General features: G+C 72.3%; 21 protein-coding genes, 2 tRNA genes and 1 pseudogene. 14 read left to right on the top strand and 10 right to left on the bottom strand.

Going from position 1 to position 23,096, the window contains the following annotated elements; translation table 11 throughout:
* Nucleotides 1–256 precede the first annotated feature (256 nt).
* Nucleotides 257–682 (bottom strand): hypothetical protein, encoded by a 426-nt coding sequence (locus ACH4D3_RS26710; RefSeq protein ID WP_398326701.1) that lies wholly within the window; start codon nt 680–682, stop codon nt 257–259.
* A 23-nt stretch (nt 683–705) separates the two neighbouring features.
* Here ACH4D3_RS26710 and ACH4D3_RS26705 point away from each other — a divergent pair.
* The 3 genes and pseudogenes from ACH4D3_RS26705 to ACH4D3_RS26695 all read left to right on the top strand — a co-directional run.
* Nucleotides 706–1,401, top strand: a pseudogene (locus ACH4D3_RS26705) (tyrosine-type recombinase/integrase); the annotation flags it as partial.
* 142 nt (nt 1,402–1,543) lie between these two features.
* Nucleotides 1,544–2,029 (top strand): hypothetical protein, encoded by a 486-nt coding sequence (locus ACH4D3_RS26700; protein WP_398326698.1) that lies wholly within the window; start codon nt 1,544–1,546, stop codon nt 2,027–2,029.
* Between the two features lie 170 nt (nt 2,030–2,199).
* Nucleotides 2,200–3,294: a DUF4232 domain-containing protein gene (locus ACH4D3_RS26695; RefSeq protein WP_398326695.1), complete on the top strand. Its 1,095-nt coding sequence runs from the start codon at nt 2,200–2,202 to the stop codon at nt 3,292–3,294.
* Here the strand turns inward: ACH4D3_RS26695 and ACH4D3_RS26690 are convergent.
* Together ACH4D3_RS26690 and ACH4D3_RS26685 are read right to left on the bottom strand one after the other, a co-directional pair.
* Entirely contained in the window at nt 3,261–3,740 is a 480-nt protein-coding gene (locus tag ACH4D3_RS26690; RefSeq protein WP_398326692.1) for a hypothetical protein, read from the bottom strand. The two genes, ACH4D3_RS26695 and ACH4D3_RS26690, sit on opposite strands and share 34 nt — an antisense overlap.
* A 180-nt stretch (nt 3,741–3,920) precedes the next feature.
* A complete protein-coding gene (locus ACH4D3_RS26685; protein WP_398326689.1) occupies nt 3,921–4,796 on the bottom strand; it encodes a bifunctional DNA primase/polymerase in 876 nt (291 codons plus the stop codon).
* A 364-nt stretch (nt 4,797–5,160) separates the two neighbouring features.
* Here ACH4D3_RS26685 and ACH4D3_RS26680 point away from each other — a divergent pair, with 364 nt between their 5' ends.
* From ACH4D3_RS26680 to ACH4D3_RS26670, 3 genes are all read left to right on the top strand, one after another.
* Entirely contained in the window at nt 5,161–5,487 is a 327-nt protein-coding gene (locus ACH4D3_RS26680; RefSeq protein ID WP_115743170.1) for a hypothetical protein, read from the top strand.
* Between the two features lie 397 nt (nt 5,488–5,884).
* Entirely contained in the window at nt 5,885–6,490 is a 606-nt protein-coding gene (locus ACH4D3_RS26675; RefSeq protein WP_398326686.1) for a SigE family RNA polymerase sigma factor, read from the top strand.
* Nucleotides 6,491–6,618: 128 nt separating this feature from the next.
* Nucleotides 6,619–8,295, top strand: a complete 1,677-nt coding sequence (locus tag ACH4D3_RS26670) for a long-chain fatty acid--CoA ligase (RefSeq protein ID WP_398326683.1) — start codon at nt 6,619–6,621, stop codon at nt 8,293–8,295.
* Between the two features lie 73 nt (nt 8,296–8,368).
* On the opposite strand, the gene ACH4D3_RS26665 is transcribed toward ACH4D3_RS26670, so the two are convergent.
* Complete coding sequence (locus ACH4D3_RS26665) at nt 8,369–9,655, bottom strand: MFS transporter (protein WP_398326680.1); 1,287 nt, start codon at nt 9,653–9,655, stop codon at nt 8,369–8,371.
* 138 nt (nt 9,656–9,793) lie between these two features.
* On the opposite strand from ACH4D3_RS26665, the gene ACH4D3_RS26660 reads away from it, so the two are divergent.
* Complete coding sequence (locus tag ACH4D3_RS26660; RefSeq protein ID WP_398326677.1) at nt 9,794–10,372, top strand: TetR family transcriptional regulator; 579 nt, start codon at nt 9,794–9,796, stop codon at nt 10,370–10,372.
* Nucleotides 10,373–10,388: 16 nt separating this feature from the next.
* Here ACH4D3_RS26660 and ACH4D3_RS26655 read toward each other — a convergent pair whose 3' ends face one another.
* Entirely contained in the window at nt 10,389–14,747 is a 4,359-nt protein-coding gene (locus ACH4D3_RS26655) for a PAS domain-containing protein (RefSeq protein WP_398326674.1), read from the bottom strand.
* A 174-nt stretch (nt 14,748–14,921) separates the two neighbouring features.
* Entirely contained in the window at nt 14,922–15,383 is a 462-nt protein-coding gene (locus tag ACH4D3_RS26650) for an SSI family serine proteinase inhibitor (RefSeq protein WP_398326672.1), read from the bottom strand.
* 181 nt (nt 15,384–15,564) lie between these two features.
* Here ACH4D3_RS26650 and ACH4D3_RS26645 point away from each other — a divergent pair.
* From ACH4D3_RS26645 to ACH4D3_RS26630, 4 genes are all read left to right on the top strand, one after another.
* A tRNA-Ser gene (locus tag ACH4D3_RS26645) sits at nt 15,565–15,655 on the top strand.
* 191 nt (nt 15,656–15,846) lie between these two features.
* Nucleotides 15,847–15,919, top strand: a tRNA-Arg gene (locus tag ACH4D3_RS26640).
* A 483-nt stretch (nt 15,920–16,402) separates the two neighbouring features.
* Entirely contained in the window at nt 16,403–16,624 is a 222-nt protein-coding gene (locus tag ACH4D3_RS26635; protein WP_398326669.1) for a hypothetical protein, read from the top strand.
* 131 nt (nt 16,625–16,755) lie between these two features.
* Entirely contained in the window at nt 16,756–17,193 is a 438-nt protein-coding gene (locus tag ACH4D3_RS26630) for a DUF6234 family protein (protein WP_398326666.1), read from the top strand.
* On the opposite strand, the gene ACH4D3_RS26625 is transcribed toward ACH4D3_RS26630, so the two are convergent.
* On the bottom strand, nt 17,169–17,618 hold the full coding sequence (locus tag ACH4D3_RS26625; RefSeq protein WP_398326663.1) for a DUF6010 family protein: 450 nt from the start codon (nt 17,616–17,618) through the stop codon (nt 17,169–17,171). The genes ACH4D3_RS26630 and ACH4D3_RS26625 overlap by 25 nt on opposite strands.
* A 228-nt stretch (nt 17,619–17,846) precedes the next feature.
* On the opposite strand from ACH4D3_RS26625, the gene ACH4D3_RS26620 reads away from it, so the two are divergent.
* Nucleotides 17,847–19,334 carry a peptidoglycan D,D-transpeptidase FtsI family protein gene (locus ACH4D3_RS26620; protein ID WP_398326660.1) on the top strand — a complete coding sequence of 496 codons (1,488 nt, stop codon included), beginning with the start codon at nt 17,847–17,849 and terminating at the stop codon, nt 19,332–19,334.
* A 22-nt stretch (nt 19,335–19,356) separates the two neighbouring features.
* Here ACH4D3_RS26620 and ACH4D3_RS26615 read toward each other — a convergent pair whose 3' ends face one another.
* On the bottom strand, nt 19,357–19,716 hold the full coding sequence (locus ACH4D3_RS26615) for a winged helix-turn-helix transcriptional regulator (RefSeq protein WP_398326657.1): 360 nt from the start codon (nt 19,714–19,716) through the stop codon (nt 19,357–19,359).
* 76 nt (nt 19,717–19,792) lie between these two features.
* Between ACH4D3_RS26615 and ACH4D3_RS26610 the strand changes: the two genes are divergently transcribed.
* Together ACH4D3_RS26610 and ACH4D3_RS26605 are read left to right on the top strand one after the other, a co-directional pair.
* Nucleotides 19,793–20,674, top strand: a complete 882-nt coding sequence (locus ACH4D3_RS26610; RefSeq protein WP_398326654.1) for a DUF2797 domain-containing protein — start codon at nt 19,793–19,795, stop codon at nt 20,672–20,674.
* A 125-nt stretch (nt 20,675–20,799) separates the two neighbouring features.
* Entirely contained in the window at nt 20,800–21,744 is a 945-nt protein-coding gene (locus ACH4D3_RS26605) for an amidohydrolase family protein (protein WP_398326651.1), read from the top strand.
* Between the two features lie 9 nt (nt 21,745–21,753).
* Here the strand turns inward: ACH4D3_RS26605 and ACH4D3_RS26600 are convergent, their stop codons facing one another.
* A complete protein-coding gene (locus tag ACH4D3_RS26600) occupies nt 21,754–22,467 on the bottom strand; it encodes a metal-dependent transcriptional regulator (protein WP_398326648.1) in 714 nt (237 codons plus the stop codon).
* 8 nt (nt 22,468–22,475) lie between these two features.
* Nucleotides 22,476–23,021 carry a YbhB/YbcL family Raf kinase inhibitor-like protein gene (locus tag ACH4D3_RS26595; RefSeq protein WP_398326645.1) on the bottom strand — a complete coding sequence of 182 codons (546 nt, stop codon included), beginning with the start codon at nt 23,019–23,021 and terminating at the stop codon, nt 22,476–22,478.
* Between the last annotated feature and the right edge of the window lie 75 nt (nt 23,022–23,096).

Here is a 23,096-nt window from a genome sequence, read left to right as displayed (position 1 = left end):
CCTCGGCGGGGCCGTCTCACCCTTACCCCGGCCTGGTCTTCGCCCCCTTGTGGGCGCGGACGGGCGCCGCCGCGCTGTGCGCGGCACCTCCGATCTGTGATCGGACTGATTCGTAGCTCTAGGCGCACCGATTGGCTGAGGGTCCTAAGGTCCCTCAAGGAAGCTGTCGGACGGGGTGCTGTGGCTCCTGCACAGGGAGATGCCGACGCGGCCAGCCGGCCAGCTGCTGGCCGGCGACGACCCGCCCGGGGCTCAGTTATCGGTTGTCGACGATAACTTCGATGGCCAATAGCCTAAGGAGCTCAATGTCTGGGGATAGCCTCAGCGCCTCATAGCTCAGCGGAAGCAGCACTTTAGATTCGGCATACCGTACGTCATCCTTTGCATGCACGATCCGATTTCGGAGCATATAGATCCTCTTGGCTACCTGAGAAGGAAGCGCTTCACCGCTTTTCAGGTTGATTGCATGAACTCCCGCAATCGGACCATTCTTTTCGAAGTGACCGCCGTGGTCACGTGTGAAAAATTCGCGCAGCTTTTCCTCTGGGGCGGCTTCCGCAATAAGCGCCTCTAGCTGCTCTCCCTCGCTGGCTCCATGTGAACGCTCCACCGAGTTGAGAATTTGCAAGACAGAGGAGTCCTTCTCCTCGTCGAAATCAATCGCCCGCAAGATTCGTCGCACTTTCCTAACGGTATGTGCTCTGCCTCGACAACGACATGATCCCGCAGACACCGTGCAGGGGCGTGAAGCTGCCTCGGATGCCGCAGACCGAGCCGCACATCCTCGCGCCGCTGGAAGCGTCGCGGATCGTCAAGGGCGCGACCAAGCCGCATGACCTGCTGATCGCGCTCCTCGCGTACGCGGGTCTGCGGGTGGGCGAGGCGTTCGCCCTACGGCGCGTGGACATCGACGTGTCCGGAGGGTTCGTCTTGGTCGACGAGAACCTGGCGGAAACGAACGGCACGCTGGTCTTCGACACTCCCAAGTCGCATCAGAAGCGACTGCTCCGCGCGGGCCCGTACCTTGCCAAGCGGCTCGGCCGGCACCTGGAGACTCTGCCCGGAGGGGATGACGCGCTCCTCTTCACGACCCCTGGCGGCAAGCCCCTGCGCTACAACCAGTGGCGCAAGGCGTACTTCGACCCCGCTGTGTCGGCGGCTGGTCTGCTCGACGTCACGCCGCATGATCTGCGTGCCTCACACGGCACGTGGGTTGCTGACCGGTACGGCGTCATGACCGCAGCGCATAGGCTCGTGCACTCGAACGCGAGCGTCACCACCCGGCACTACGCCCGGCCGGTCGCCGGTCGGGACGATCAGGTGGCCGAGGCGGCTGACTCCTGGCTCAGCGGGAGTGACGACGATGATTACGGCACCGCCGGGGAGCGCGTACAAGCGTGAGCGTCGGCCCGTATCACCGTGGGCTCGTTTTGCTGCCTTCGCAGTGATTGAAAGCCTCTGACCAGCAAGATCGGTCGGAGGCTTTCACCGTGTGCGCCTCCTCCATCACCCGCGCGGCCAGGACGCGGCGCATACTGCCGTCATGCTCTCGTCGCAGCGGTTCCGGGACTCCAGGCATACGAAGTACGACTTCGTTGATCACGTGCTCGTGTGCTGCCCGAAGTGCGCCGGCATTGCGCACGTAGCTCCCGCCGCAATCGCTGGGGAAGCGAGCCCCTCGCTGTTCGCGCCGCGACGCCTCGTCTGCCGAGCCTGCGGTTTGACCCGTCATGCCTCTGGCGGTCTGAGCCTCTTTCGAGGCACGGGGGAGGCGGTAGATCCGTACTTCGGTCTGCCGTTGTGGTTGCAGACGGAGACGCGTCACGGCTGGGTGTGGGCTTACAACCCCGAGCATCTGAACCTGATCAGGCAGTTCGTTCAGGCGCCGTTGCGCGAGCGTCCTTCGTGGGACTGGCATGGGCGGAAGATGACGGTCGTTGCCAGACTGCCGACGTGGATCAAAAGCGCCAAGAACCGCGTCGAGGTTCTGCGGGCCATCGATCGCATTCGATCCTCGCTGGTGAATTGAATGCTTCTTGGGGCGCCCTGGCTCAGCGGGCCACACCCACCGCGGTGTTTGACGGCCCCTGACCAGGTGTTGTGGTCAGGGGCCGTCGGTGTTCCGGTTGTGACAGGGCTGTGACCGGAGGTGTGGCTTCCGCCACGGCCGGGGGGCGGTGGGGCTGGTGGGGTGGGGCGATGCGAATTCCCCCGTTCCGCACGGCGTTGGCGGTCTCCGGTGTTCTTGTGGCCGGTCTTGTGTTGGGTGGCTGCGGTACTGAGACCGCCGGCTCCGAGGCAGGGGGTGGTGGGGAGACGAAGGGGCCGTGTGCGGGCGGTGCCGCCGCCGACGACGGGGCTTCCGGCGGCACGAACGGCGCCGGTGCCGAGCGGGACGGGGTTCGGGTCGTCGGGACTGTGGAGCGGGCCGGTGCCGGGGCGAGTGCGTCTCCCAGTGGACGGGCGAGTCGGAGGCCCGGGGTGTCGGTCACGGCGGACAGTTTGCCGGGGGTCGGGGGAGCGGCCGGGCCGTGTGCCGTGCAGTACGACGTGACCAACCCGGAGGATGAGCCCTTCACGTACACCATCACCTTCTCCCTGACGGACGAGCAGGGCCGGGCCATGTCGAACGTCGAGGAGACGGTGGCCTCCGTGGGGGCGGGGAAGACCGTGCGGCGGACCCTCGAACACGGTGGATACCCGGCCGACGGGGTGCTCGACGCCGGGCGGGTGCGGATCCTCGACGTGGAGCGGGTGCCCTCCGACGAGGCGCCGGCGCCCGCGGGTTCCTGTCCGGCGTCCGGACTGCGGCTGACCGCCGACCAGGGCGACGCCGCGATGGGGCTGCGTGTCGTGGGGCTGCACCTGGAGAACTGCGGGAGCCGGCCGTACTCCCTGGAGGGGTACCCGGCACTGCAGTTGCTCGACGCCGGACACCAGCCGGTGGAGGGGATCGAGATCCTGCGCGGCACCGACGGCATCCCGATGGCGGGCGGGGACGAGGGGCCGCCGCGGCCGGTGACGCTGCGGCCCGGTGAGTCCGCCGTGTCGGGGCTGGCGTGGCGCAACACCACCGAGTTCGGCGAGGCCGTGACCGTGCCCTACGTCAGGGTCCGGGCCGAGGCCGGGTCCGACCCGGTGATGGTCGCCCCGCACCTCGACCTCGGCACCACCGGCGAGCTGGGGGTCCGGCCGTGGCGGAAGGACGAGACGGGGCCGGATAAGGGCACGGGGGAGAGCGGGAGCGGGCGGCCGGGGGGTCAAGGTCCGTACGGGAGGCCTTCCAGCTCGTAGTCCTGTGCCAAGGACGTCCAGTCGACCTCCCGCAGGGCGGGGTCCGTGTCGTACGGGTCCGGGACTCGGGTCGTCGGCTGGAACCAGATGACGGTCAGGCCGGAACGGTGGGCGTCCGGGTCCTTGGCCGGGGCCAGGGGCATGGAGGAGAAACGGCCGACGCAGGCCACGCGCGGGAGTGTCTCGACGGGGCCGAAGGCGCCCGCGTACTGGTCCGGGTACTCGCGCGGCGGCGGGATCAGGTGTACCGGCACGCTGGGGGACAACCCGGCGGCGGTGTGCAGGAGCGCCCGGATGCGCCGGTCGTTCACGGGGCGGCACGGGTAGCCCGCGGGCATGTCGCCGTAGGTCGGGGTCAGGCGCAGTTCGGTCAGCTCGACGCTGCGGCCGCAGGACAGGACGAACCGGGTCAGCGACAGGGTCGGCACTCTGGGGCGGTCGTGCATCGGGGTCTTTCGGTTGCGTGCCGGGTGGGACAGATGGGACAGATGAGGCAGGTGGGACAGAAGGTGGGGTGGTGGCGGGGTGGTGTGAGTCGGCGTCGAGGGGCCGGGTGCCGGGGGGCCGGGTGACGGGGATGCGGGTGGGGCGTGTGGCGTGGGGCGGGCGGCGAGGTTCGGGGGCCGTCAGGGGTGGTGGCCCGTCATGCGGGCGGCCGACGCGATCGTCGCGCGGGCCTCGCGTTCGGTCAGGCCGGTGGCCCGCGCGGCGTCCAGCAAGGGGGCGAGGAGGGCCGCGCCGACGCCGTTCTCGTAGGCGCGGCAGGCCGCCCAGAAGAGGCGGGTGTTGCGCTGGCCCTCGTGGGCGGCCAGGACGAACTGGACGAGGCCGCGCCCGTCGCCCGCCGATTCGCCGCCGGCCCGCCGGACGGGGGGCGGGAGCAGCAGGCGCAGGAGCGCCGGCGGGCAGGGAGCGGGCCTGAGGTGGGACGTGCCGGGGGCGATCGTGTAGGCGCCGTGGCGGGTGCGGGAGCCGGGGCCGACGAGGTAGCCGCCGGCCCCCCGGATGTCGATGCCGGGGGCGAGGCGGCCGGCCGAGTTGGGGACGACGTGGTCCGGCGGGCCGGTCAGCCAGAGGTGGCGGCCTCCGCTGGGGGTGAGGACGACGACCGTGGGCGGGATCGTGAACAGGTGGCGCAGGGCCAGTTCGCGCAGGGCGGTGGAGGAGTCCGTCGGCGCCACCGCCGACTTAGTGTCCAGGTCGACGCCGATCAGGTGGTGCGGCGGCAGGCCGCAGGCGATGCCGTAGCCCGTGGCCCACGGCGCGGCGGCGAACAGCGCGCGGACGCGGTCCGGGTCGGTGGAGGCGTCGTGGACACCGTGACCGAAGCGGCCGCACTCGCCGCGGCAGGCGACGGGCTCGGAGGCCGGGGCGTCGCGGTGGGGGGAGCGCAGCGCCGGGAGCTTCGTCCGGGCCAGCGGGATGACGGCCAGTCCGCGTTCCGCGGCTGACAGGGCGTGTGCGAGGGCCAGCGTCGTGGCCCGCCGGTCGGTGGTGGCCATGGGTCTATGCTCGTACGCATGTTCGAGAAAGGGAAGGGCGAGGGGTGCGACACGCCGGGGAGGGAGGGGTGTGGGGAGAAAGTGGCGGAACGCTTCACCTCTTGCGGGGCTTGAGGTGGAGTCGTCCGTGCTGTCCCGATGTGGGGAGGAAGAGAAGCAAAGGGGTTTATCGACTTGTCCTCACGCTTGAGGGCGAATCAGGGCTTCCAGGGTGGTTCGCCGGGGATCCGGTGGGCAATTCTGATCACGCGACGTCGTGCACAGCGTCGAGGCGGTCGGCCAACTGCCTTGACACAAGCCCTAGTTCACGTACTTCTCGCGTTGTCGGCTGGAAGCCGGTGCGCACTTGTTCTGGAGGAACAACATGGCAAGCATCCGTACCGCCCGTGTCGTCGCCGCCGTTGCCGCCCTTCCGCTCGCCGCCGCTCTCTTCGGCGGGGTGGCGACGGCGGACAACGGCGCCTTCGCGGACGACGGATCGAACGCGACCGCCGCCAGCGCCTCCGCGGGCATCATCGGCAGCGGCGTCGGCGACGACAACAACGGCAACTCGTCCACCACGCAGCAGCAGGCGGTCGGCTCGGGGGCCTCGAACCAGAGCAACACCGCGCAGGTCGACGGCTCCGCCTTCACGTCGATCAACCAGGGCAACGACAACGTGGCCGTCACCTTCTCCCCGCTGTGGTGGTGAGCTGAGGGGCCGGCGCGGGTGCGCTGCCGCGCCGGCCCCTCGGTTCTTGTGTGGGTGTGCTTCATGGGGTCGCAGTGCGTCCGGGCGACGGTACTCAGGTACCGTCGCCCGGACGTTTTCGTGCCGGCGTCGACCGTGCCGCGGGTGCCGGAGCGTCCTCGCCGGTGCGTGCCTCGCGCGGGCATCCGGGCCCCTGCCGGAGCGTGCCTCGCGGGTACTCCGGGCCCCCACGGGTGCTCGCCCCGTGGGAACCCTCAGGGGTCAACCCGCAGTACCCCTCCTCCCCCACTCCACCTACAGGAGGTGGGGCCAGCACCACCCCTACAACCTGAGGCGGACTCGGCTTCGGGACCTGCGGCCGATCCGCCGGGTGCCCTCTCGCTCATAGCGTTGAGCCATGACCGCACCCGTCTGCACCAGCGCTTCGAACGCCGCCACAGCCCTGGCGCCGGCCATGGCGAGGACCGCCGCACCGGCCGCCTCCACGGCGAGGACGCAGACCTTCCCGTACCCGTCCTTCTCGTCGTACGTGAAGGCCCGCCAGCCGGTGCTGCTGCGTACCGCCCGATCGCTCACCGCGAACCCGAGCGACGCGGAGGACCTGCTGCAGACCGCGCTCACCAAGACGTACGTGGCCTGGGAGCGCATCGAGGACCATCGCGCCCTGGACGGCTACGTGCGCCGGGCGCTGCTGAACACCCGGACGTCGCAGTGGCGCAAGCGCAAGGTCGACGAGTTCGCCTGCGACGAGCTGCCCGAGCCGGAGCCCGTCTCCGGGGGCGACGACCCGGCGGAGCGGCAGGCCCTGCACGACGCGATGTGGCGGGCGATCATGAAGCTGCCCGCCCGGCAGCGCGCGATGGTCGTCCTCAGGTACTACGAGGACCTCAGCGAGGCCCGTACGGCCGAAGTGCTCGGAGTTTCCGTGGGTACCGTGAAGTCGGCCGTCTCCCGGGCCCTCGGCAAGCTCCGCGAGGACCCTGAGCTGGGGTTCGTACGGTAATGGGCCGGTATGTGAACACCCGGTGGGATCGCGTATTCGGCGCCGCCCACTGATCGATCACCCGGGACTAGTGACATACCGCGCGGTATGTGCGCAGAATCAGCGCAACCCTTACCGCCGCGTAGGCAATGTCGCCCCGGGAGGACACCGTGCTGAGCACGATGCAGGACGTACCGCTGCTGATATCGAGGATCCTGACCCACGGGTCGACCATCCACGGCAGCTCGCAGGTGATCACCTGGACCGGTGAGGACGAGCCGCACCGCCGCTCCTTCGCCGAGATCGGTGCCCGCGCCGCACAGCTGGCGCACGCCCTGCGCGAGGACCTCGCCGTCGGCGACGACGAACGCGTGGCGACCCTCATGTGGAACAACGCCGAGCACGTCGAGGCCTACTTCGCGATCCCCTCCATGGGCGCGGTCCTCCACACCCTCAATCTCCGCCTCCCGCCCGAGCAGCTGGCCTGGATCGTGAACCACGCCGCAGACCGGGTCGTGCTCGCCAACGGTTCGCTGCTGCCGCTGCTCGCCCCGCTGCTGCCGCACCTGAAGACGGTCGAGCACGTCGTCGTCACCGGGCCGGGCGACCGCTCCCTGCTGGAGGGGGCCGCCGTCCGGGTGCACGAGTACGAGGAGCTGATCGCCGACAGGCCCACCACGTACGACTGGCCCGAGCTGGACGAGCGGGCCGCGGCCGCCATGTGCTACACCTCCGGCACCACCGGCGACCCCAAGGGCGTGGTCTACAGCCACCGCTCCATCTACCTGCACTCCATGCAGGTCAACATGGCCCAGTCGATGGGCCTGACCGACCAGGACACCTCGCTGGTCGTGGTCCCGCAGTTCCACGTCAACGCCTGGGGACTGCCGCACGCCACCTTCATGACCGGCGTGAACATGCTGATGCCGGACCGCTTCCTGCAGCCCGCGCCCCTCGCCGCGATGATCGAGAGCGAGCGGCCGACGCACGCCGCCGCCGTCCCCACCATCTGGCAGGGCCTGCTGGCCGAGCTGACGGCCAGGCCCCGCGACGTCTCCTCCCTCACCCAGGTCACCATCGGCGGCTCGGCCTGTCCCCCCTCCCTCATGGAGGCGTTCGACGCGCTCGGCATGCGGGTCTGCCACGCCTGGGGCATGACGGAGACCTCGCCGCTCGGCACCATCGCCCGGCCGCCGGCCCACGTGGTGGGGACGCCGGAGGAGTTCGCCTACCGCCTCACCCAGGGGCGTTTCCCGGCCGGCGTCGAGGCGCGGCTCACCGGTCCCGGCGGCGAGCGCCTGCCCTGGGACGGCGCGTCCGCCGGTGAGCTGGAGGTGCGCGGGAACTGGATCGCCGGTGCCTACTACAACGGCCCCGGGGCCGAGCCGCTGCGTCCCGACGACAAGTTCAGCGAGGACGGCTGGCTGAAGACCGGCGACGTCGGCACGATCTCCCCGGACGGCTTCCTCACCCTCACCGACCGGGCCAAGGACGTCATCAAGTCCGGCGGCGAGTGGATCTCCTCGGTCGAGCTGGAGAACGCGCTGATGGCCCACCCGGACGTCGCCGAGGCCGCCGTCGTCGCCGTACCGGACGAGAGGTGGGGCGAGCGCCCGCTGGCCACCGTCGTCCTCAGGGAGGGCGCCAGCACCGACTTCGCCGCCCTGCGCACCTTCCTCGCCGAGGACGGCAAGATCGCCAAGTGGCAGCTCCCGGAACGCTGGACGGTCATCGAGACGGTGCCGAAGACGAGCGTCGGCAAGTTCGACAAGAAGGTGCTGCGCCGGCAGTACGCCGACGGCGGTCTCGACGTCACCCGGCTCTGACCCCCGCCGGTACTCTCCCCGCCGGGCGGGCCCCCACGGTTCCGCGCCCGCCCGGCGTCCGTCCTCAAGGCGCCTACCGCGCGGACCGCGTGGGGCGTACCGCCGTGGCCGTCCACCCCAGCACCAGCCACGCGCCCGCCACCGCGCACACGCCGCCCCAGCCCCAGTGGCCGAACGCGGGCCCCGCGAGCGCCGAGGCCAGCGCGCCGCCCGCGAAACCGGCGACGACGTACGCCGTGTTGGCCGGGGCCGGGGCCGAGGTCGTGGTGAGTGCCAGGGTCTGGTTGGCGACGTGCGAGGCGACCAGGGCGGCGTGCACCAGGACGGCGGCCGCACACAGTGCCGCCATCACCTGACCGCCCAGCCAGAACAGCGGCACCGAGAGGGCGGCCAGCACGTACGCGGACCGTACGACCCTGGCGGCGCCGAACCGGTCGACCAGACCCCCGGCGAGCGGCGCGACGACACTCGCCGCCAGCCCGAACAGGCCGAACAGTCCGGCCGCGGCGGTGGTCATGCCGTACCCCTCGTCCTCCGTGAGCAGCAGGGCGAGCGAGGTCCACAGGGCGCTCCAGGCGCCGTACATCCCCGCCTGGCGCACGCACGCCCGCCACAGGTCGGGCGAGCGGCGCACCAGTCCCGGTATCGCGACGAGCCCCGCGAACAGCGGTCCCCGCCGCTGCCGCCGCTCCACGGGCAGGATGTAGGCGGTCGCCAGTCCCAGTACGGCGGTGAGTACGGCCGCGCCCACGAACACCGCACGCCAGCCGAAGGCCTGCCCGGCGAGACCGCCGAGCACCCGGGCCGCGACGACGCCGGTGAACAGACCCGCGATGACGGCCGCGACGTGCCGGGCCCGGCGGTCGGCGGGGGCGCGCTCGGCGACCAGCGGGACGAGGAGCTGCGGTACGACGGTGGCGGCCGAGGCGACCAGGACGGCGCCCGCGAGTGCCCCGGTTCCGGCGGACGCGGCGGCGGCGAGCAGGGCGGCGGTGGCGACCAGCGAGAGGGCGGCGACCAGGCGGCGCCGGTTCACGCTGTCCCCGAGCGGGGCGAAGAAGAGCAGGCCGGCCGCGTAGCCCAGCTGTGCGACCGAGGCGAGCCAGGCGACCGCCGACGGGGTGGAGCCCATGTCGTGGGCGATGAGGGGGAGCAGCGGCGCCGCGAGGTAGATGTTGGCGGCCGTCACGGCGGTGCACAGGGCGATCAGGGGGAGGAAGAGCCGGGCGGCGGCGCCGGACTGCCCCTTCCCGGAGGGCCCCCTCCCGGCCGACGCGGACGCGGACGTGGGGACGGGAGCGGGGGCGGGCGCGGGAGCGGTGGAGGAGGGCGATGACGGCGATGACGGCGATGACGGCATGGGCGGAGCGACTCCTTCGAGCGCACACTAGCTAGTAACTAACTGGTTGGTTGGAAGTAACTCGGAGAGTCTGGCCCGCATTCCCGAGAATGGCAACCAAATAGTTGGTTACTTCGTCCGCCCCGTTACCCTTGGCCCATGGCAGCAAGGGACCCCGAGGCCACCAAGGCCCGGATCTTCGAGGCAGCGGTGGCGGAGTTCGCCCGCCACGGCATCGCCGGCGCGCGCATCGACCGCATCGCGGCCGAGGCCAGGGCCAACAAGCAGCTGATCTACGCCTACTACGGGAACAAGGGCGAGCTGTTCGCGTCCGTCCTCGAGAAGAAGATGCTCGACCTCGCGATCTCCGTCCCCGTGGACCCGGACGACATCGAGGCCTGGATCGACCGCCTCCTCGACTACCACGCCGCCCACCCCGAGCTGCTGCGCCTGCTCTTCTGGGAGGGCATGGAGTACGGCACCGCCGAGCTGCCGCACGAGGCCGAACGCCAGGCCCACTACGCCCGCAAGGTCGCCGCCGTGCGGGACGGCCAGGAGCGCGGCGTGATCACCGATGCCATCCCGGCGCCCGACCTCCTGTTCCTGCTGGTCGCGATGGCCAACTGGGCGGTCGTGGTGCCGCAGATGAAACGCATCCTGGTCGGCGGCGGGGACGCCGACGCCGACCGCCTGCGCGACTCGATCAAGAAGGCGGCCCGCCGCGTCGTCGAGCGGTGACCCGGCGGGAAGGGCGTCAGTTGGTCCCGATCCGCGAGAGCAGCTCGACGATCCGGGACTGCACCTCACCGCTGGTGGAACGCTCCGCCAGGAACAGCACCGTCTCGCCGGAGGCCAGCCGAGGCAGGTCGTCCTGGTCGACGGCGGCGGTGTAGACGACCAGCGGGGTGCGGTTGAGCTGCCCGTTGGCACGCAGCCAGTCGAGGATCCCGGCGGACCCCTCCTGCCGCCGCTGCACCCGCATCAGGTCCATCACGACCAGGTTCGGCCGGAACTGCCCCGCCAGCGTCACCGCGTCGGCGTCGCTCGCCGCCCGCGCCACCTGCATCCCGCGCCGCTCCAGCGTCGAGGTCAGCGCCAGCGCGATCTCCGCGTGCTCCTCGATCAGCAGGACGCGTGGCGGATGCTGCTCGCTGTCCCGGGGCGCGAGCGCCTTCAGCAGGACGGCCGGATCGGCACCGTAGGCGGCGTCCCGCGAGGCCTGTCCGAGCCCGGCCGTGACCAGCACCGGCACCTCGGCCGCCACCGCCGCCTGCCGCAGCGACTGGAGCGCCGTACGCGTGATCGGCCCGGTCAGCGGGTCCACGAACAGCGCGGCCGGGAACGCCGCGATCTGCGCGTCGACCTCCTCGCGTGAGTTCACGATCACCGGCCGGTAGCCGCGGTCGCTGAGCGCCTGCTGCGTGGAGACGTCGGGGGCGGGCCACACCAGCAGCCGGCGCGGGTTGTCCAGCGGCTCCGGCGGGAGCTCGTCGTCCATCGGCTGCGGGCGCGGCGGGTCGGCCACCTCGACGGCCCCGCCGGGTCCGTCCAGTGGTTCGGGTCCCTCGGCGGCGTTCCGGTCCGGCGCCCCTATGGCGTACGACCGTCCGGCGCCCTCGGTGACCGGCGCGAGCCGTCCCTGACCGCCGGTCGGCGACGGCTGGTCCGGGGACTGCCTCGGGGGCTGCGGCTGGGCCTGCTTCTTCGGCTGCGCGCCCGGCGGCTGCTCGGCGGGCGCGTGCGGGCGGGCCGACGGCGCCGTCCCGCCGGCGGCCGGGTCGGGCGGCGTGCCCAGCTTGCGGCGCCGGCCTCCACTGCCCGGCTGGTGCGGGGCGGGGGTGGCCGACGGCTGCTGCACCTGGACCGCCTGCCGGTTGAACGGCACTCCCTGGCCCAGGGTCCGCACGCTGATCGCCCGTCCCTGCGTCGAGTTCGGGTCGACGGGCGCGGAAGCCTCGGCGGGCAGCGGCTGCGCCGCGCGAGGGGCGGGCGCGTTCTCCGGCGGCAGCGGGGTGCCCCGGCTCGGCGTGGAGGCGGGAACGCCCTGCGGGGCGGCGGGGGCGGCAGGTGCCGCAGGCGCCGGTGCCGCGCCGGGCGGTACGGGGGAGCCGGGCGGTACGGGGGTGCCGGCACCCTGGGTGTCCGCGGCGGCGGGCCACGGCTGCGGCGCGGGCGCGGGCTGTCCCGGGGCGGCGGGCGCCGCGGTGTCGGCACCGGACCCGGCGGGCCGGGCCGGCTGTGCCTCGGGGTGGGCGGCGGCCGGGGCGGGCAGGGGGGCTCCTTGCACCGGCGGCGCTCCTTGCACCGGGATGCTCTGCGCGGGCGCCGTCCGGTCCTGGCCCGGCACCGGTTCGTCGGCCGGGCGGGCGGCCCTGGCCCGTCGGCGGCGTCCCGTGGGTGCCTCGGCCGGGTGGGGCTGCGGCGGCGTGTGGTCCTCGGACTGGTCGTGCGGTACGGCGTCGTGACGGCCCTCGTCGGTCACGTCGGTCACGTCGGTCACGTCGGTCACGTCGGTCACGGCGTCACCGGGAGCGGCGGGTCCCGGCACCCGGACCCGACCGGGCTGAACCTGCCCCGGCTCCTGAACCTGTCCCAGAGCCTCCGCGGCCCCCTCGTAAGGCCGGTCGGCGTCGGCGGGCGGCAGGGCGAACACCTGGCGCGGAGCGGCCTCCTGCGCCGCGGCGCGCTCGTTGGCCGAGGCCAGGGCACGGCGTCGGCGCCCCGTCGGCCGGTCGGAGGCCGCCGGGTCTGCCGGGTCTGTCAGGTCTGCCGGGTCCGCCGGGTTGGACTCGCCGGCCTGCGCGGGCAGGGCCGGGGGCAGCGCGTGCTGCTCACCGCCGTCCTGCCCGGCCCGGCGTCCGGTGGGCGCGGGCACGCCCTGCGGCGGCACGGTCCCGCCCAGACCGGTGTTGGACGCCGCGGCCCCTCCGCCGTGCTCGCCGGCCATGACGACGGCACCCTCGGACACCCCGCCGAGCGCGGCCTGGGGCACCCCGGCGGCCTCGGCGCCGGAACCCTCCGCGGGCCGTCCACGCCGACGCCCGGTACCGCCGGCCCCGGCACTCGCGCCGGGCCCCGCCTGCGCGGGCACGGGCAGCGGAGCCGGTACGTCGCCGCCCTGCTCCTGTCCCGGCACCTGAGCGCTGTTCTCGGCTCCGGCCCCGGCCCCGGCTCCGGCCTGGGCAGCGGCGCGCCTCCTGCGCCGCCCGGTCGGTGCGGAGTTCCCCGACTCGGGCCCGGCTCCGGCGCCGCCCGTCGCCCCGGCGACCTCGCTCTCCAGGAACGCGTCGACGGAGGCCCGGCGCGCCCGCCGCCGCCCGCCCCCGGGAGCCGGTTCGCGAACGGCCACGGTGCCCTGCGCACCCACGCCACCGGCCGGGTCGGCAGGGGCGTCCGGCACGGCGGGGGCGATCTGCGCGAGCTCGGCGCCCTGGGCGGTGACGGCACCCGCCCCGCCGCCGATCGGCACCTCCAGCACGAACGCGCTGCCGCTCATGCCCGGCACGTCGTGCGTCTGCAGCACACCACCGTGCGCCCGCACGATCCCGCGCACGATCGGCTCGTGCACCGGGTCTCCCCCGGCGTACGGCCCGCGTACCTCGATGCGCACGACCTCGCCGCGCTGCGCCGCCGCCACCACGACGGTGTTGTCCAGGTAGCCGCCCGTCGCCGAGACGGGCGAGTTGCCGGTGGCGTCGACACCGGCGACGTCCGCGACGAGGTGCGCGAGCGCGGTGGCCAGCAGCCGGGCATCGACCTCGGCCTCGATCGGAGGCGCGTGCACGGCGAACTGCACCCGCCCCGGGCCGATCAGCTCCACGGCCCCGTCGACGCCCGCGGCGACGACGGCGTCGAGCATCACCTTTGTACGGGCGACCTGTTCGTTGCCCACGTCCAGGCGCTGGTAGCCGAGGACGTTGTCGATGAGGGTGGTGATGCGCGAGTAGCCGGCCGACAGGTGGTGCAGCACCTGGTTGGCCTCGGGCCACAACTGCCCGGCGTCGTCCGAAGCCAGCGCGGCCAGCTCCCGGCGCAGTTCGTCCAGGGGGCCGCGCAGGGAGTCGCCGAGGAGGGTGAGCAGCTGCTCGTGCCGCCCGGCGATCGCCTCGTAGCGGTCCTTCTCCCGCTCACCGAGGGCGGCGTAGCGGTCCGCGTCGGCGGCGATCTCCTCCGCGTGCTGCTCCTTGAGCTCTTCCAGCTCGGCGAGGTGCCGCTGCCGCAGCGCGGTCAGCTCGGCGGCGTGCTCCTCGGCGAGCCGCTCCAGTTCCTCGGCGTGCCGCCGCTCCGCCTCCTCGTGCTCCTTGACGAGGGCGTCGTAGGGGCGCCGGTCGGTGAAGGTCAGCACGGCGCCGACGAGCTGGTCGCCGTCGCGCACCGGCGCGGTCGTCAGGTCGACCGGCAGCTGATCCCCGCTCTTGGCGAACAGCACCTGCCCGCGCACCCGGTGCTTGCGCCCGGAGCGCAGGGTGTCGGCGAGCGGCGACTCGTCGTACGGGAAGGGCGAGCCGTCGGCGCGCGAGTGCAGGACCAGGGTGTGCAGCTCGCGCCCGCCGAGTTCACCGGCCCGGTAGCCCAGGATCTGGGCGGCGGCCGGGTTGACGAGGACGATCCGCCCGTCGGTGTCGGTGCCGACGACGCCCTCGGAGGCGGCCCGCAGGATCATCTCGGTCTGCCGCTGCGAACGGGCCAGCTCGGCCTCGGTGTCGACGGTGCCGGAGAGGTCGCGGACGACGAGCATCAGCAGCTCGTCGCCGGTGTAGCCGTAGGTGTCGTAGGCCTGCTGGCCGGTCTCCAGGTTGGCGCTGGTGACCTCGACCGGGAACTCGGAGCCGTCGGTGCGCCGCGCGACCATCCGCGTCGGCTTGGTGCGCGCCCGCGGGTCGATGTGGTCGGGGCGCCGCATGGAGCCCGGGATCAGCCGCGAGTCGAACTGCGGCAGCAGATCGAGCAGCCCCCGCCCGACCAGCGCGGTGCCCGGCGTCTCGAACGCCTCCAGCGCGATGGTGTTCGCGTTGACCACGGTGCCGTTGGCGTTGACCAGGACCAACGCGTCCGGCAGCGCGTCCAGTATGGCTGCGAGGCGAGCAGCGCCTCGGGATGGCCTGCTGCTCACGAGACGCTTCCCTCCTGTTACCGCACTTGCCGACCGCCTGGGCCATCTTGCCAATCGGCCCGCAGCGTGTCACGCGAGGGAGTCTAAGGGTTGGGGCCCCTCGGGCGGCGTGGGATGGGACGGAGGTCGCACGAGGAAGTGACGTAGAACGTGTGACCGGTGACCGTCCGGGCCCTACGACCGGGCCGGGGCCCCCACCTCGGGCAGCAGCGGCACCATGCGGTCCCACCGGGAGATCTCGCAGCCGTCGCGCCGGTCGTACGTCGTGTCGACGGGGCGTCCGGCCCACGTGCCGGTGACGCGCGCGGTGGCGGGGCCGCCGTACTGCATGGTGCAGACGGTGCCCTCGGGTACCGGCGCGAAGACCTCCTGGCCCCACCGGGTGTCGCGGTCGACGACGGCACAGGCGCCCGCCGCGTCGGGATGGTCACCGGCGGCGGGGTGGCAGTACAGCTCGTACGTGCCGTCCAGGCCGGCGCCGGCGTCGCGGACGGTGACCGTGAGGTGGTCACCCTCCGGAGCGGCGGGACCGGGGGCCGCGGCCGAGGGCGCGGCGCAGACGGAGGCGAGGGCGGCGGCGGACAGGGCGGCGGCGCCGAGGAGGCGGGCGGCGGGGGTGCGGGTCACCTGGAACATGACCTGACCAACGCGCCGGCCGCCCGGACGTTGCGCGACGGCCCGGTGGACTACGCCGTAAGGGCTTTGCTCTGCGGCCTGCCCGCCTAGTACCGTAGGGGTCGATTGGTGACAGCGCGCTCAACTGTGTCATCATCGGCACGCGCCACTCGCGCTCGCCCGCGAGACGGTGATGTTGTCTGGAGGCGTCGCCTAGTCCGGTCTATGGCGCCGCACTGCTAATGCGGTTTGGGTCTTAAAGCCCATCGAGGGTTCAAATCCCTCCGCCTCCGCACGATCACCGAAGCCCCGGCCCACACGGCCGGGGCTTCTGTGTAGTCGGCCGCCCGCAACCGGCATTTGTCCAGGTCACAAGGGGTGCGGCCAATGGATTTCACATGACGGCGGCAGTCATGTAATGTTCTTCCTGTCGCCGCGAACGGGCCGGAAGGAACGGAAGCGGCGGTAAAACTGAACAAGCCAAGCACTCGTAGCTTAACGGATAGAGCATCTGACTACGGATCAGAAGGTTGCAGGTTCGAATCCTGCCGAGTGCACACAGATCAAAGGCCCCGCCGGGAAATCCGGCGGGGCTTTTGACATCAGCAGGCGACATCAGTGTGCCTGGCCTGCCTGGGCTGAGGGCAGCGCGCGTGCGTGAGGGCAGCCCGCACTCCCCGATCGCACTGGCGTCGGCAGGAGCCGTCCAACCTGGCGCCAACCCGAGTCGGGTTGGTCACGGGGAAGCCCCAGGAGTAACCATATTTTTGTGACTTGCGCCACTTCGTTGTGTGGCGCTATGTGCCGAATTCTCCCCCGCTGCGGCTCGTCGCCGCGGCGGCGGCCTGACTGGCGAACTTCTGAGCACTGGCTTTGTCGTGGAGAGAGGTTGCTGCCCACCTATCGACAGTTGGCGGACAACTTGCCCTGCTGAGGCTGTCGTTCACAAGATGCTGATGAGCGCAAGGAAGCCCACCTCCACTGCTCAGGCTTGCCGGCGAGGCGGCGGAGATGGGCCACGAACCCATAGGAGGCTCATCATGAGTGTGACCCCCATCAGGCGGTCCCTGTCAAACCCGGACCCTCAGCCGTGGTGGATCACCGTGATCGTCGTAGTGGTGATCTTCTGGCGCCCGTTCGGGGAGGCGGTCGGTGCAATCGCCGATGCCGTCGCAGTGGCAGGGCTGCTGACGGTTGGTTGCGGTACAGCAGTGAAGTACAGCCGCTGCAGCGACCGGCACCGCCCGGTGGCGTCCTCGTAGAGCCGTCGCCCAACGGGTGCACAGAACGTCGGAAGCCCCGTGGCTCACTCCACGGGGCTTCCGCCTTCTCCTGGGGTGGCTGAGTAGGCGTACTCATGCGTCCGTTCCGCGTGCGGGCCAGGGTGGCGGGCATGGACCTGCCTGTCGCTCCGCCGGCGTTCGATGCCACCACCGGCACCGGACGTCGGCGTCGTGCGGACCTGGGCGCCGACATCGGGGCCGGGTGCGGTCTGGTGCTTCTGGAGCTGATCGCCTTGGCGGTGATCTTCGGGCTCTGGTTCCTGTCCGGGTTCGACTTCGACCCGGCGGAGAGCGCCGCGCCCGACCCTCTGGGGAACTACCTGGCCGCCGTCGGAGGAGTGGGGGTCCTCGCCGGGGTGGCGGCCGCGGTCGCCGCGCGGGCCGGGGCCGTGGTGACGGTGGTCGGTCAGGCCGTCATGGTCGGCCTGGTCTGTGTCGTCGTCTTCGGCGGTGTGGCGCTTCAGTCCCATCAGGAACAGCGGTGCCGTGACATGCCGTCGGCGGTGGGCTGTACGAGGGGCGATCAGGGCGTGCGGCTCGGCAGGTGAGCGTCGCGTCCGCCCGGAACGCGGCGCACCCGGAGGAGTTCGCGCAGGGAGGGGCCGCCGCGCAGGCACCACAGGGCGATGACCGGGTCGCAGATCGCGCAGCCCAGGGACGAGTCGTGGGCGAAGGGGAGGATCGGGTTGCCCTTCAGGTGGTGGACGACGTCCCACGCGGTGTGCAGCAGCCAGCCGATGCCGATGAACGTCCAGGACGTGAGGCCCCGGTAGGCGACGTAGAGCATGAGCGCGCCGAAGGGGAGCTCCCAGGCGCCCAGCCCGCCGCCCGAGAAGTAGACGCCCCCGGCACCGGCGACCCCGAGGGCGTTCAGGGGGCGGCGGTGCGGGTCCGGGACGAGGGACAGCAGCAGGACGACGAGGAGGCCGATGCCGATCGGCATGACGTACGGGAGGAGGCCGGCGGGGTTCATGCGGGCACGCTATGCAGGGCTCGCAGGGTGTCCCAGTGGCGTGAGTGACAAGTTCCGACGGATTGTCGCCGACGGGTCTCCACGGCCGCGGGCCCCGGGTGTTGGGCGACACGGCGGGTGCGGCGGCCGACCGGAGGTGAGTACGGTCCGCAACTGTGTCTAGGGTGTGCGCATGTTGAGAGGACCAGTCTTCATATCCGACCGGACGAGCCTCGACGGAGGCCGACGGTGAACAAGCCGCTGAGGGCCGTGGCGATCTTCTGCGGTCTGCTGGTGCTCGGCCTGCTGATCCGCGCGAACTGGCTGCAGTACGTCCGGGCCCCGGAGCTGGCCTCCGACACGAAGAACAGACGGGTGCAGATCGAGCAGTTCGCCACCCCGCGCGGCGACATCATCGTCGGCGGCCGGGCCGTCACCGGGTCCAAGGAGACCGAGAGCACCGACCTCAAGTACAAGCGCACCTACGCCGACGGTCCGATGTACGCGCCGGTGACCGGGTACGCGTCGCAGGCCCAGGGCATGACGCTGCTGGAGAAGACCTACGACTCCATCCTCACCGGCAAGGACGACCGGCTGGCCTTCCAGCGTTTCGCCGACGTGGTCAGCGGTGAGGGACGACGGGCCGGCTCGGTGGTCACCACCATCGACCCGAAGGCGCAGAAGGCCGCCTGGGACGGGCTGACCGACCTGAAGGGCGCCCGGGGGGCCGTGGTCGCGCTCGACCCGCAGACCGGGAAGGTGCTGGCGATGGTCTCGGCGCCCTCCTACGACCCCTCCACGTTCGCGGGCAGCACCTTCAAGGAGTCCGACCGCTTCGTCGCGCTGGACAAGAAGAAGAACAAGCCGCTGGCCAACCGGGCACTGCGGGAGACCTACCCGCCAGGCTCCACCTTCAAGATCCTCACCGCGGCCGCCGCGCTGGAGCACGGCATCGTCACCGACGTCGACGCCCGCACGGACGCCGTCTCCCCGTACCCGCTGCCGCAGTCCACCAACAAGATCGGCAGCGAGGCCGGTGACGCGGTCTGCAACAAGGCCTCGATGAAGACCGCCATGCAGTACTCCTGCAACAACGTCTTCCTCGACGCCGCCTCCCGGCTGGGGCAGGACAAGATGCGCGAGACGGCCGAGAAGTTCGGCTTCAACGAGGACGTCTACTCCGAGGACTTCGGCGACCTGCTCGCCACCAAGAGCCTCTACCCGGAGGACCTCGACAAGCCCGGCACCGCGCTCACCGGCATGGGACAGGGCAGCCTCACCAGTACGCCGATGCAGATGGCCCTGGTCACCGCCGGGATCGCCAACGACGGAAAGGTGATGCAGCCCTACGTCGTCGACGAGGTCAAGGGCCCGGACCTGGACACCCTGGAGAAGACCGAGCCCGCGGTGATGAGCGAGGCGGTCTCCGCCGAGACCGCGCAGAAGGTCCAGGAGATGATGGAGTTCACCGCCAAGGAGGGCAGCGCCCGCCGCGCCCAGATCGACGGCGTCACGGTCGGCGGCAAGACCGGTACCGCGCAGCGCGGTGTCGACGTGAACGAGAAGGTGCCCTACGGCTGGTTCGTCTCCTACGGCAAGAAGGACGACGGGTCCTCCGTCGCGGTGGCCGTGTTCATCGACCCGACCGACATGGACATCTCCCGCGAGGACATCTCCGGTGGCGGGCTCGGCGCGCCCATCGCCAAGAGCGTCATGAAGGCCGTCCTGAAGTCATGACCCCGCCGGGGGCGGCGACGCGTCACGTCCTGTCCGCGTCGTACGCCCCCCGGGCCCGCTCGACCGCCGCCATCCGCCGCTCCGTCCAGAGCGCGAGGTCCCGGACCTGTTCGGCGGCCTCGCGGCCGAGGCCGGTGAGGGAGTAGTCCACGCGGGGCGGGATCACCGGCTGGGCATCCCGGTGGACCAGGCCGTCGCGCTCCAGCGTTCGCAGGGTCTGGGCCAGCATCTTCTCGCTGACCGAGCCGATCTCCCGGCGCAGTTCGCTGAAGCGGTGGGGGCGGTCGAGCAGAGTGATCAGGGCCAGGGTGCCCCAGCGGCTGGTGACGTGCTCCAGGAGCAGGCGCTCGGGGCACATCGCTTCACTTTCTGCCATGGTCATACGGTACGTCCGGGCGGGCACTCACCATGAGTGAGTGCCCGCCCGTTGTCAGTGCCGGCCTCTACTGTCGGTGGGGATGGCACAGGCATGGAAGTGCGCGGGGCTGCGGTGGGCGGCGGACGGTCCCGTGCTGACGTGGGTCGGGGGTCGGCGCAGTGCGCTGGTCCGGGGGAAGCGGGTGGCCTTCGGGGTCGCCGAGGGGGGTGTGCGGACGTGTGTGGGAGCGCGAGGACACGCGTGTCCGGTGCGGGCCGGTGTGTCGGGGCGCAGTACGGGGGCGCGGTGCGAGGAGTGCGCACGGCTGGACCGGGCCCACTCCGTGGCCGCCGACACCATGGCGGACGATCCGCGGCCGTACCGGGTCTATCTGGCGTGGTTCGGCCCCGGCCTCGTCAAGGTGGGGATCACCGCGTACGAACGGGGGTCCGCCCGGCTGCTCGAGCAGGGGGCCGTGTGCTTCGGCTGGCTGGGGTGCGGTCCGCTGATGGCCGCGCGCCGGACCGAGGAGCTGCTGCGGGCCGCGCTGGGCGTGCCCGACCGCGTCCCGTACGCCCACAAGCGCGCGGTGCGGGCCGCCCTGCCCGAGTCGGAGGCGGAGCGGGCGGCCGAGATCGCCGGGCTGCACGCGCAGGCGGTGGCGCTCGGCGGCTGGCCCGAGGCGCTGACGCCGGAGCCGTTCCGGGGCGTCGACCACGCGGGCGTCTTCGGGATCACGGGCGCGGAGCGCGGGCCGGCCGCCGTGGCGGAGGTCGCCGAGCTGGTGGCGGGCGGCGCGATCGGGGGTGAGCTGGTGGCGGCCGCCGGGCCGGATCTGCATCTGGCGACGGAGCGCGGGGTCGTCGTGCTCGACACCCGGCTGATGACGGGGTGGGAGCTGGTGTCCGCCGAGGGCGAGCCGTGCGCCGTGCCCCTGCGGGAGCTCAGGCGGGCGGCGGGGGTGCAGGACGGGCTGTTCTGACCTCGTCGGCTTCCGGGCATCCCCCGCTTCCTCCTTCTCTCCCCCTTCCCCTTCTCCTTCCCCTCTCCCCCTGTCTCCTGCCTCTCCCCCTTGTCCACGGGAGCGCGGGGCGCGATCGTGGCCGCATGAGTGATCACGAAGTCGGGCAGGTCCGCCGGTTCTGGGAGGGGCTCGGGCTGCCCGGGCTGGTCGACGTGCACACGCACTTCATGCCCGAGCGGGTGCTGCGCAAGGTCTGGGCCTACTTCGACGCCCTGGGGCCGCTGACCGGCGGGGTCGAGTGGCCGATCACCTACCGGCAGGAGGAGGACGAACGCGCGGAGCTGCTGCGCCGGTTCGGGGTACGGGCCTTCACCGCCATGCTCTACCCGCACAAGGCCGGCATGGCCCAGTGGCTGAACGACTGGGCGGTGGACTTCGCCCGCCGCACGCCCGACTGCCTGCACACCTCCACCCTCTTCCCCGAACCGGGCGTCGAGACGTACGTGCGCCGGGCCGTCGAGGCGGGGGCGCGGGTCTTCAAGGCGCACGTGCAGGTGGGGGCGTACGACCCGGCCGACGAGCTGCTCGACCCGGCGTGGGGCGTGCTCGCCGAGGCGGGCGTGCCGGTCGTCGTCCACTGCGGTTCGGGCCCGGCGCCCGGCAAGCACACCGGGCCCGAGCCGATCGCCCGGGTCCTGGCGCGCCACCCGCGGCTGCGGCTGGTCGTCGCACACCTCGGCATGCCCGAGTACGAGGACTTCCTGGACCTCGCCGAGCGGTACGGAGAGGTGCGGCTGGACACGACCATGGCGTTCACCGACTTCAGTGAGCGTCTCGCGCCCTTTCCGCGCCGGGCGCTGCCCCGGCTGGCGGACCTCGGCGACCGCGTCCTGCTCGGCACCGACTTCCCCAACATCCCGTATCCCTATCTGCACCAACTGCACGCCCTGGAGCGGCTGGAGCTGGGGGACGCGTGGCTGCGCGGGGTGTGCCACGACAACGCGGCCCGGCTGTTCGGGCTGCCGGCGAGCCCGCGGAGCCCGCAGAGCCGGGGGACTCAGGGGACTCAGGGGACTCAGGTGAGCTGAGGTGCGGGCTCAGAGCGGGGCGACGAAGACGTGCGCGGCGCTGCGTGCGGGGAGCCGGGCGGTCCGGCCGCCGGTGCCGACCGTCACACCGCCGGGCCACGGCGTCACGCTCACGACCGCGCCGGGCCGCACGCCGGCCCGCCGCAGGGTGGACAGCAGGCCTCCGTCGGCCTGGACCAGCTCCCCGATGCGCCGGACGACCGCGCTCACGCCGTCCGGCCCGGGGAGCAGTTCACCGAGGCTGACCGTGCCCCCGGCAGCGGCAGCGGTGGCGGTGGACGTGCGCGGCGCCGCGGGGTTCGCCCCGCCCAGCTCCTCCAGGCCCGGGATCGGGTTGCCGTAGGGCGACTCGGTCGGGTGCCGCAGCAGGCGCAGCAGGCGTCGTTCGACGGCCTCGCTCATCACGTGCTCCCAGCGGCAGGCCTCGGCGTGGACCTGCTCCCACTCCAGGCCGATCACGTCGACGAGCAGGCATTCCGCGAGCCGGTGCTTGCGCATCACGCGCGTCGCCAGCCGCCTGCCCGTGTCGGTCAGCTCCAGCTGCCGGTCGGCGGCGATCCGCAGCAGGCCGTCGCGTTCCATGCGGGCGACGGTCTGGCTGACGGTGGGGCCGCTCTGGTCCAGGTGCTCGGCGATGCGGGCGCGCAACGGGACCACGCCCTCCTCCTCGAGTTCCAGGACGGTGCGGAGGTACATCTCCGTGGTGTCGATGAGCCTGGACACGCGGTGCGTCAGGCGGGGGTTTGGACGGGGGTCTCGGCGGTGGCGGTCAGGACCGCGCGGCCGAGGATGTGCCCGGCCATGGTGAAGCCGAGGACGGCCGGGGTGGCGTCGGCCGGGACGCCGATCGACTCGACGTCCAGGGCGTGCACCACGACGAAGTACCGGTGCGGGCCGTGCCCGGCCGGCGGCGCGGCGCCGATGTAGCGGGCGGCGCGGGCGTCGTTGGGGAGCTGGAAGGCGCCCTCGGGCAGACCCGGGCCGGTGTCGTCGCCGGCGCCCTCGGGCAGCTCGGTGACGGCGGCCGGGATGTCGGCGACCGCCCAGTGCCAGAACCCGGACCCGGTGGGGGCGTCGGGGTCGTAGACGGTGACGGCGTAGCTCCGGGTGCCCTCCGGCGCGCCGCTCCACGACAGCTGCGGGGAGACGTCCTTGCCGCCGGGGACGCCGGAGGAGTGCTGCGCGGCCGGCCAGGCACCGCCGTCGGTGACGGTCGTGCTGGTGAGGGTGAAGGAGGCCGCCTCGGGGAGGCGGGCGAACGGGTTGTTGGCGCTCATCGCGTCGTTCCTTTCGGCCGGGCCGGTCCCTGTGGACCGGCCGCTGCAATCGACCATAACACCGATAATCGATTA

Origin of the sequence: Streptomyces sp. NPDC018026 (genome assembly GCF_044327745.1) — a bacterium.
GTDB lineage: Bacteria > Actinomycetota > Actinomycetes > Streptomycetales > Streptomycetaceae > Streptomyces > Streptomyces rubrogriseus.
This window is presented reverse-complemented; position numbering and strand designations above follow the sequence as displayed.

What these genes read in the sequence shown, in the direction of transcription:
- ACH4D3_RS26700 (WP_398326698.1), top strand. Translation starts at nt 1,544, where the DNA reads ATGCTCTCGTCGCAGCGGTTCCGGGACTCCAGGCATACGAAGTACGAC.
- ACH4D3_RS26695 (WP_398326695.1), top strand. Translation starts at nt 2,200, where the DNA reads ATGCGAATTCCCCCGTTCCGCACGGCGTTGGCGGTCTCCGGTGTTCTT.
- ACH4D3_RS26690 (WP_398326692.1), bottom strand. Translation starts at nt 3,740, where the DNA reads ATGCACGACCGCCCCAGAGTGCCGACCCTGTCGCTGACCCGGTTCGTC.
- ACH4D3_RS26685 (WP_398326689.1), bottom strand. Translation starts at nt 4,796, where the DNA reads ATGGCCACCACCGACCGGCGGGCCACGACGCTGGCCCTCGCACACGCC.
- ACH4D3_RS26680 (WP_115743170.1), top strand. Translation starts at nt 5,161, where the DNA reads ATGGCAAGCATCCGTACCGCCCGTGTCGTCGCCGCCGTTGCCGCCCTT.
- ACH4D3_RS26675 (WP_398326686.1), top strand. Translation starts at nt 5,885, where the DNA reads ATGACCGCACCCGTCTGCACCAGCGCTTCGAACGCCGCCACAGCCCTG.
- ACH4D3_RS26670 (WP_398326683.1), top strand. Translation starts at nt 6,619, where the DNA reads ATGTCGCCCCGGGAGGACACCGTGCTGAGCACGATGCAGGACGTACCG.
- ACH4D3_RS26665 (WP_398326680.1), bottom strand. Translation starts at nt 9,655, where the DNA reads ATGCCGTCATCGCCGTCATCGCCGTCATCGCCCTCCTCCACCGCTCCC.
- ACH4D3_RS26660 (WP_398326677.1), top strand. Translation starts at nt 9,794, where the DNA reads ATGGCAGCAAGGGACCCCGAGGCCACCAAGGCCCGGATCTTCGAGGCA.
- ACH4D3_RS26650 (WP_398326672.1), bottom strand. Translation starts at nt 15,383, where the DNA reads ATGTTCCAGGTGACCCGCACCCCCGCCGCCCGCCTCCTCGGCGCCGCC.
- ACH4D3_RS26635 (WP_398326669.1), top strand. Translation starts at nt 16,403, where the DNA reads ATGAGTGTGACCCCCATCAGGCGGTCCCTGTCAAACCCGGACCCTCAG.
- ACH4D3_RS26630 (WP_398326666.1), top strand. Translation starts at nt 16,756, where the DNA reads ATGGACCTGCCTGTCGCTCCGCCGGCGTTCGATGCCACCACCGGCACC.
- ACH4D3_RS26625 (WP_398326663.1), bottom strand. Translation starts at nt 17,618, where the DNA reads ATGAACCCCGCCGGCCTCCTCCCGTACGTCATGCCGATCGGCATCGGC.
- ACH4D3_RS26615 (WP_398326657.1), bottom strand. Translation starts at nt 19,716, where the DNA reads ATGACCATGGCAGAAAGTGAAGCGATGTGCCCCGAGCGCCTGCTCCTG.
- ACH4D3_RS26610 (WP_398326654.1), top strand. Translation starts at nt 19,793, where the DNA reads ATGGCACAGGCATGGAAGTGCGCGGGGCTGCGGTGGGCGGCGGACGGT.
- ACH4D3_RS26605 (WP_398326651.1), top strand. Translation starts at nt 20,800, where the DNA reads ATGAGTGATCACGAAGTCGGGCAGGTCCGCCGGTTCTGGGAGGGGCTC.
- ACH4D3_RS26595 (WP_398326645.1), bottom strand. Translation starts at nt 23,021, where the DNA reads ATGAGCGCCAACAACCCGTTCGCCCGCCTCCCCGAGGCGGCCTCCTTC.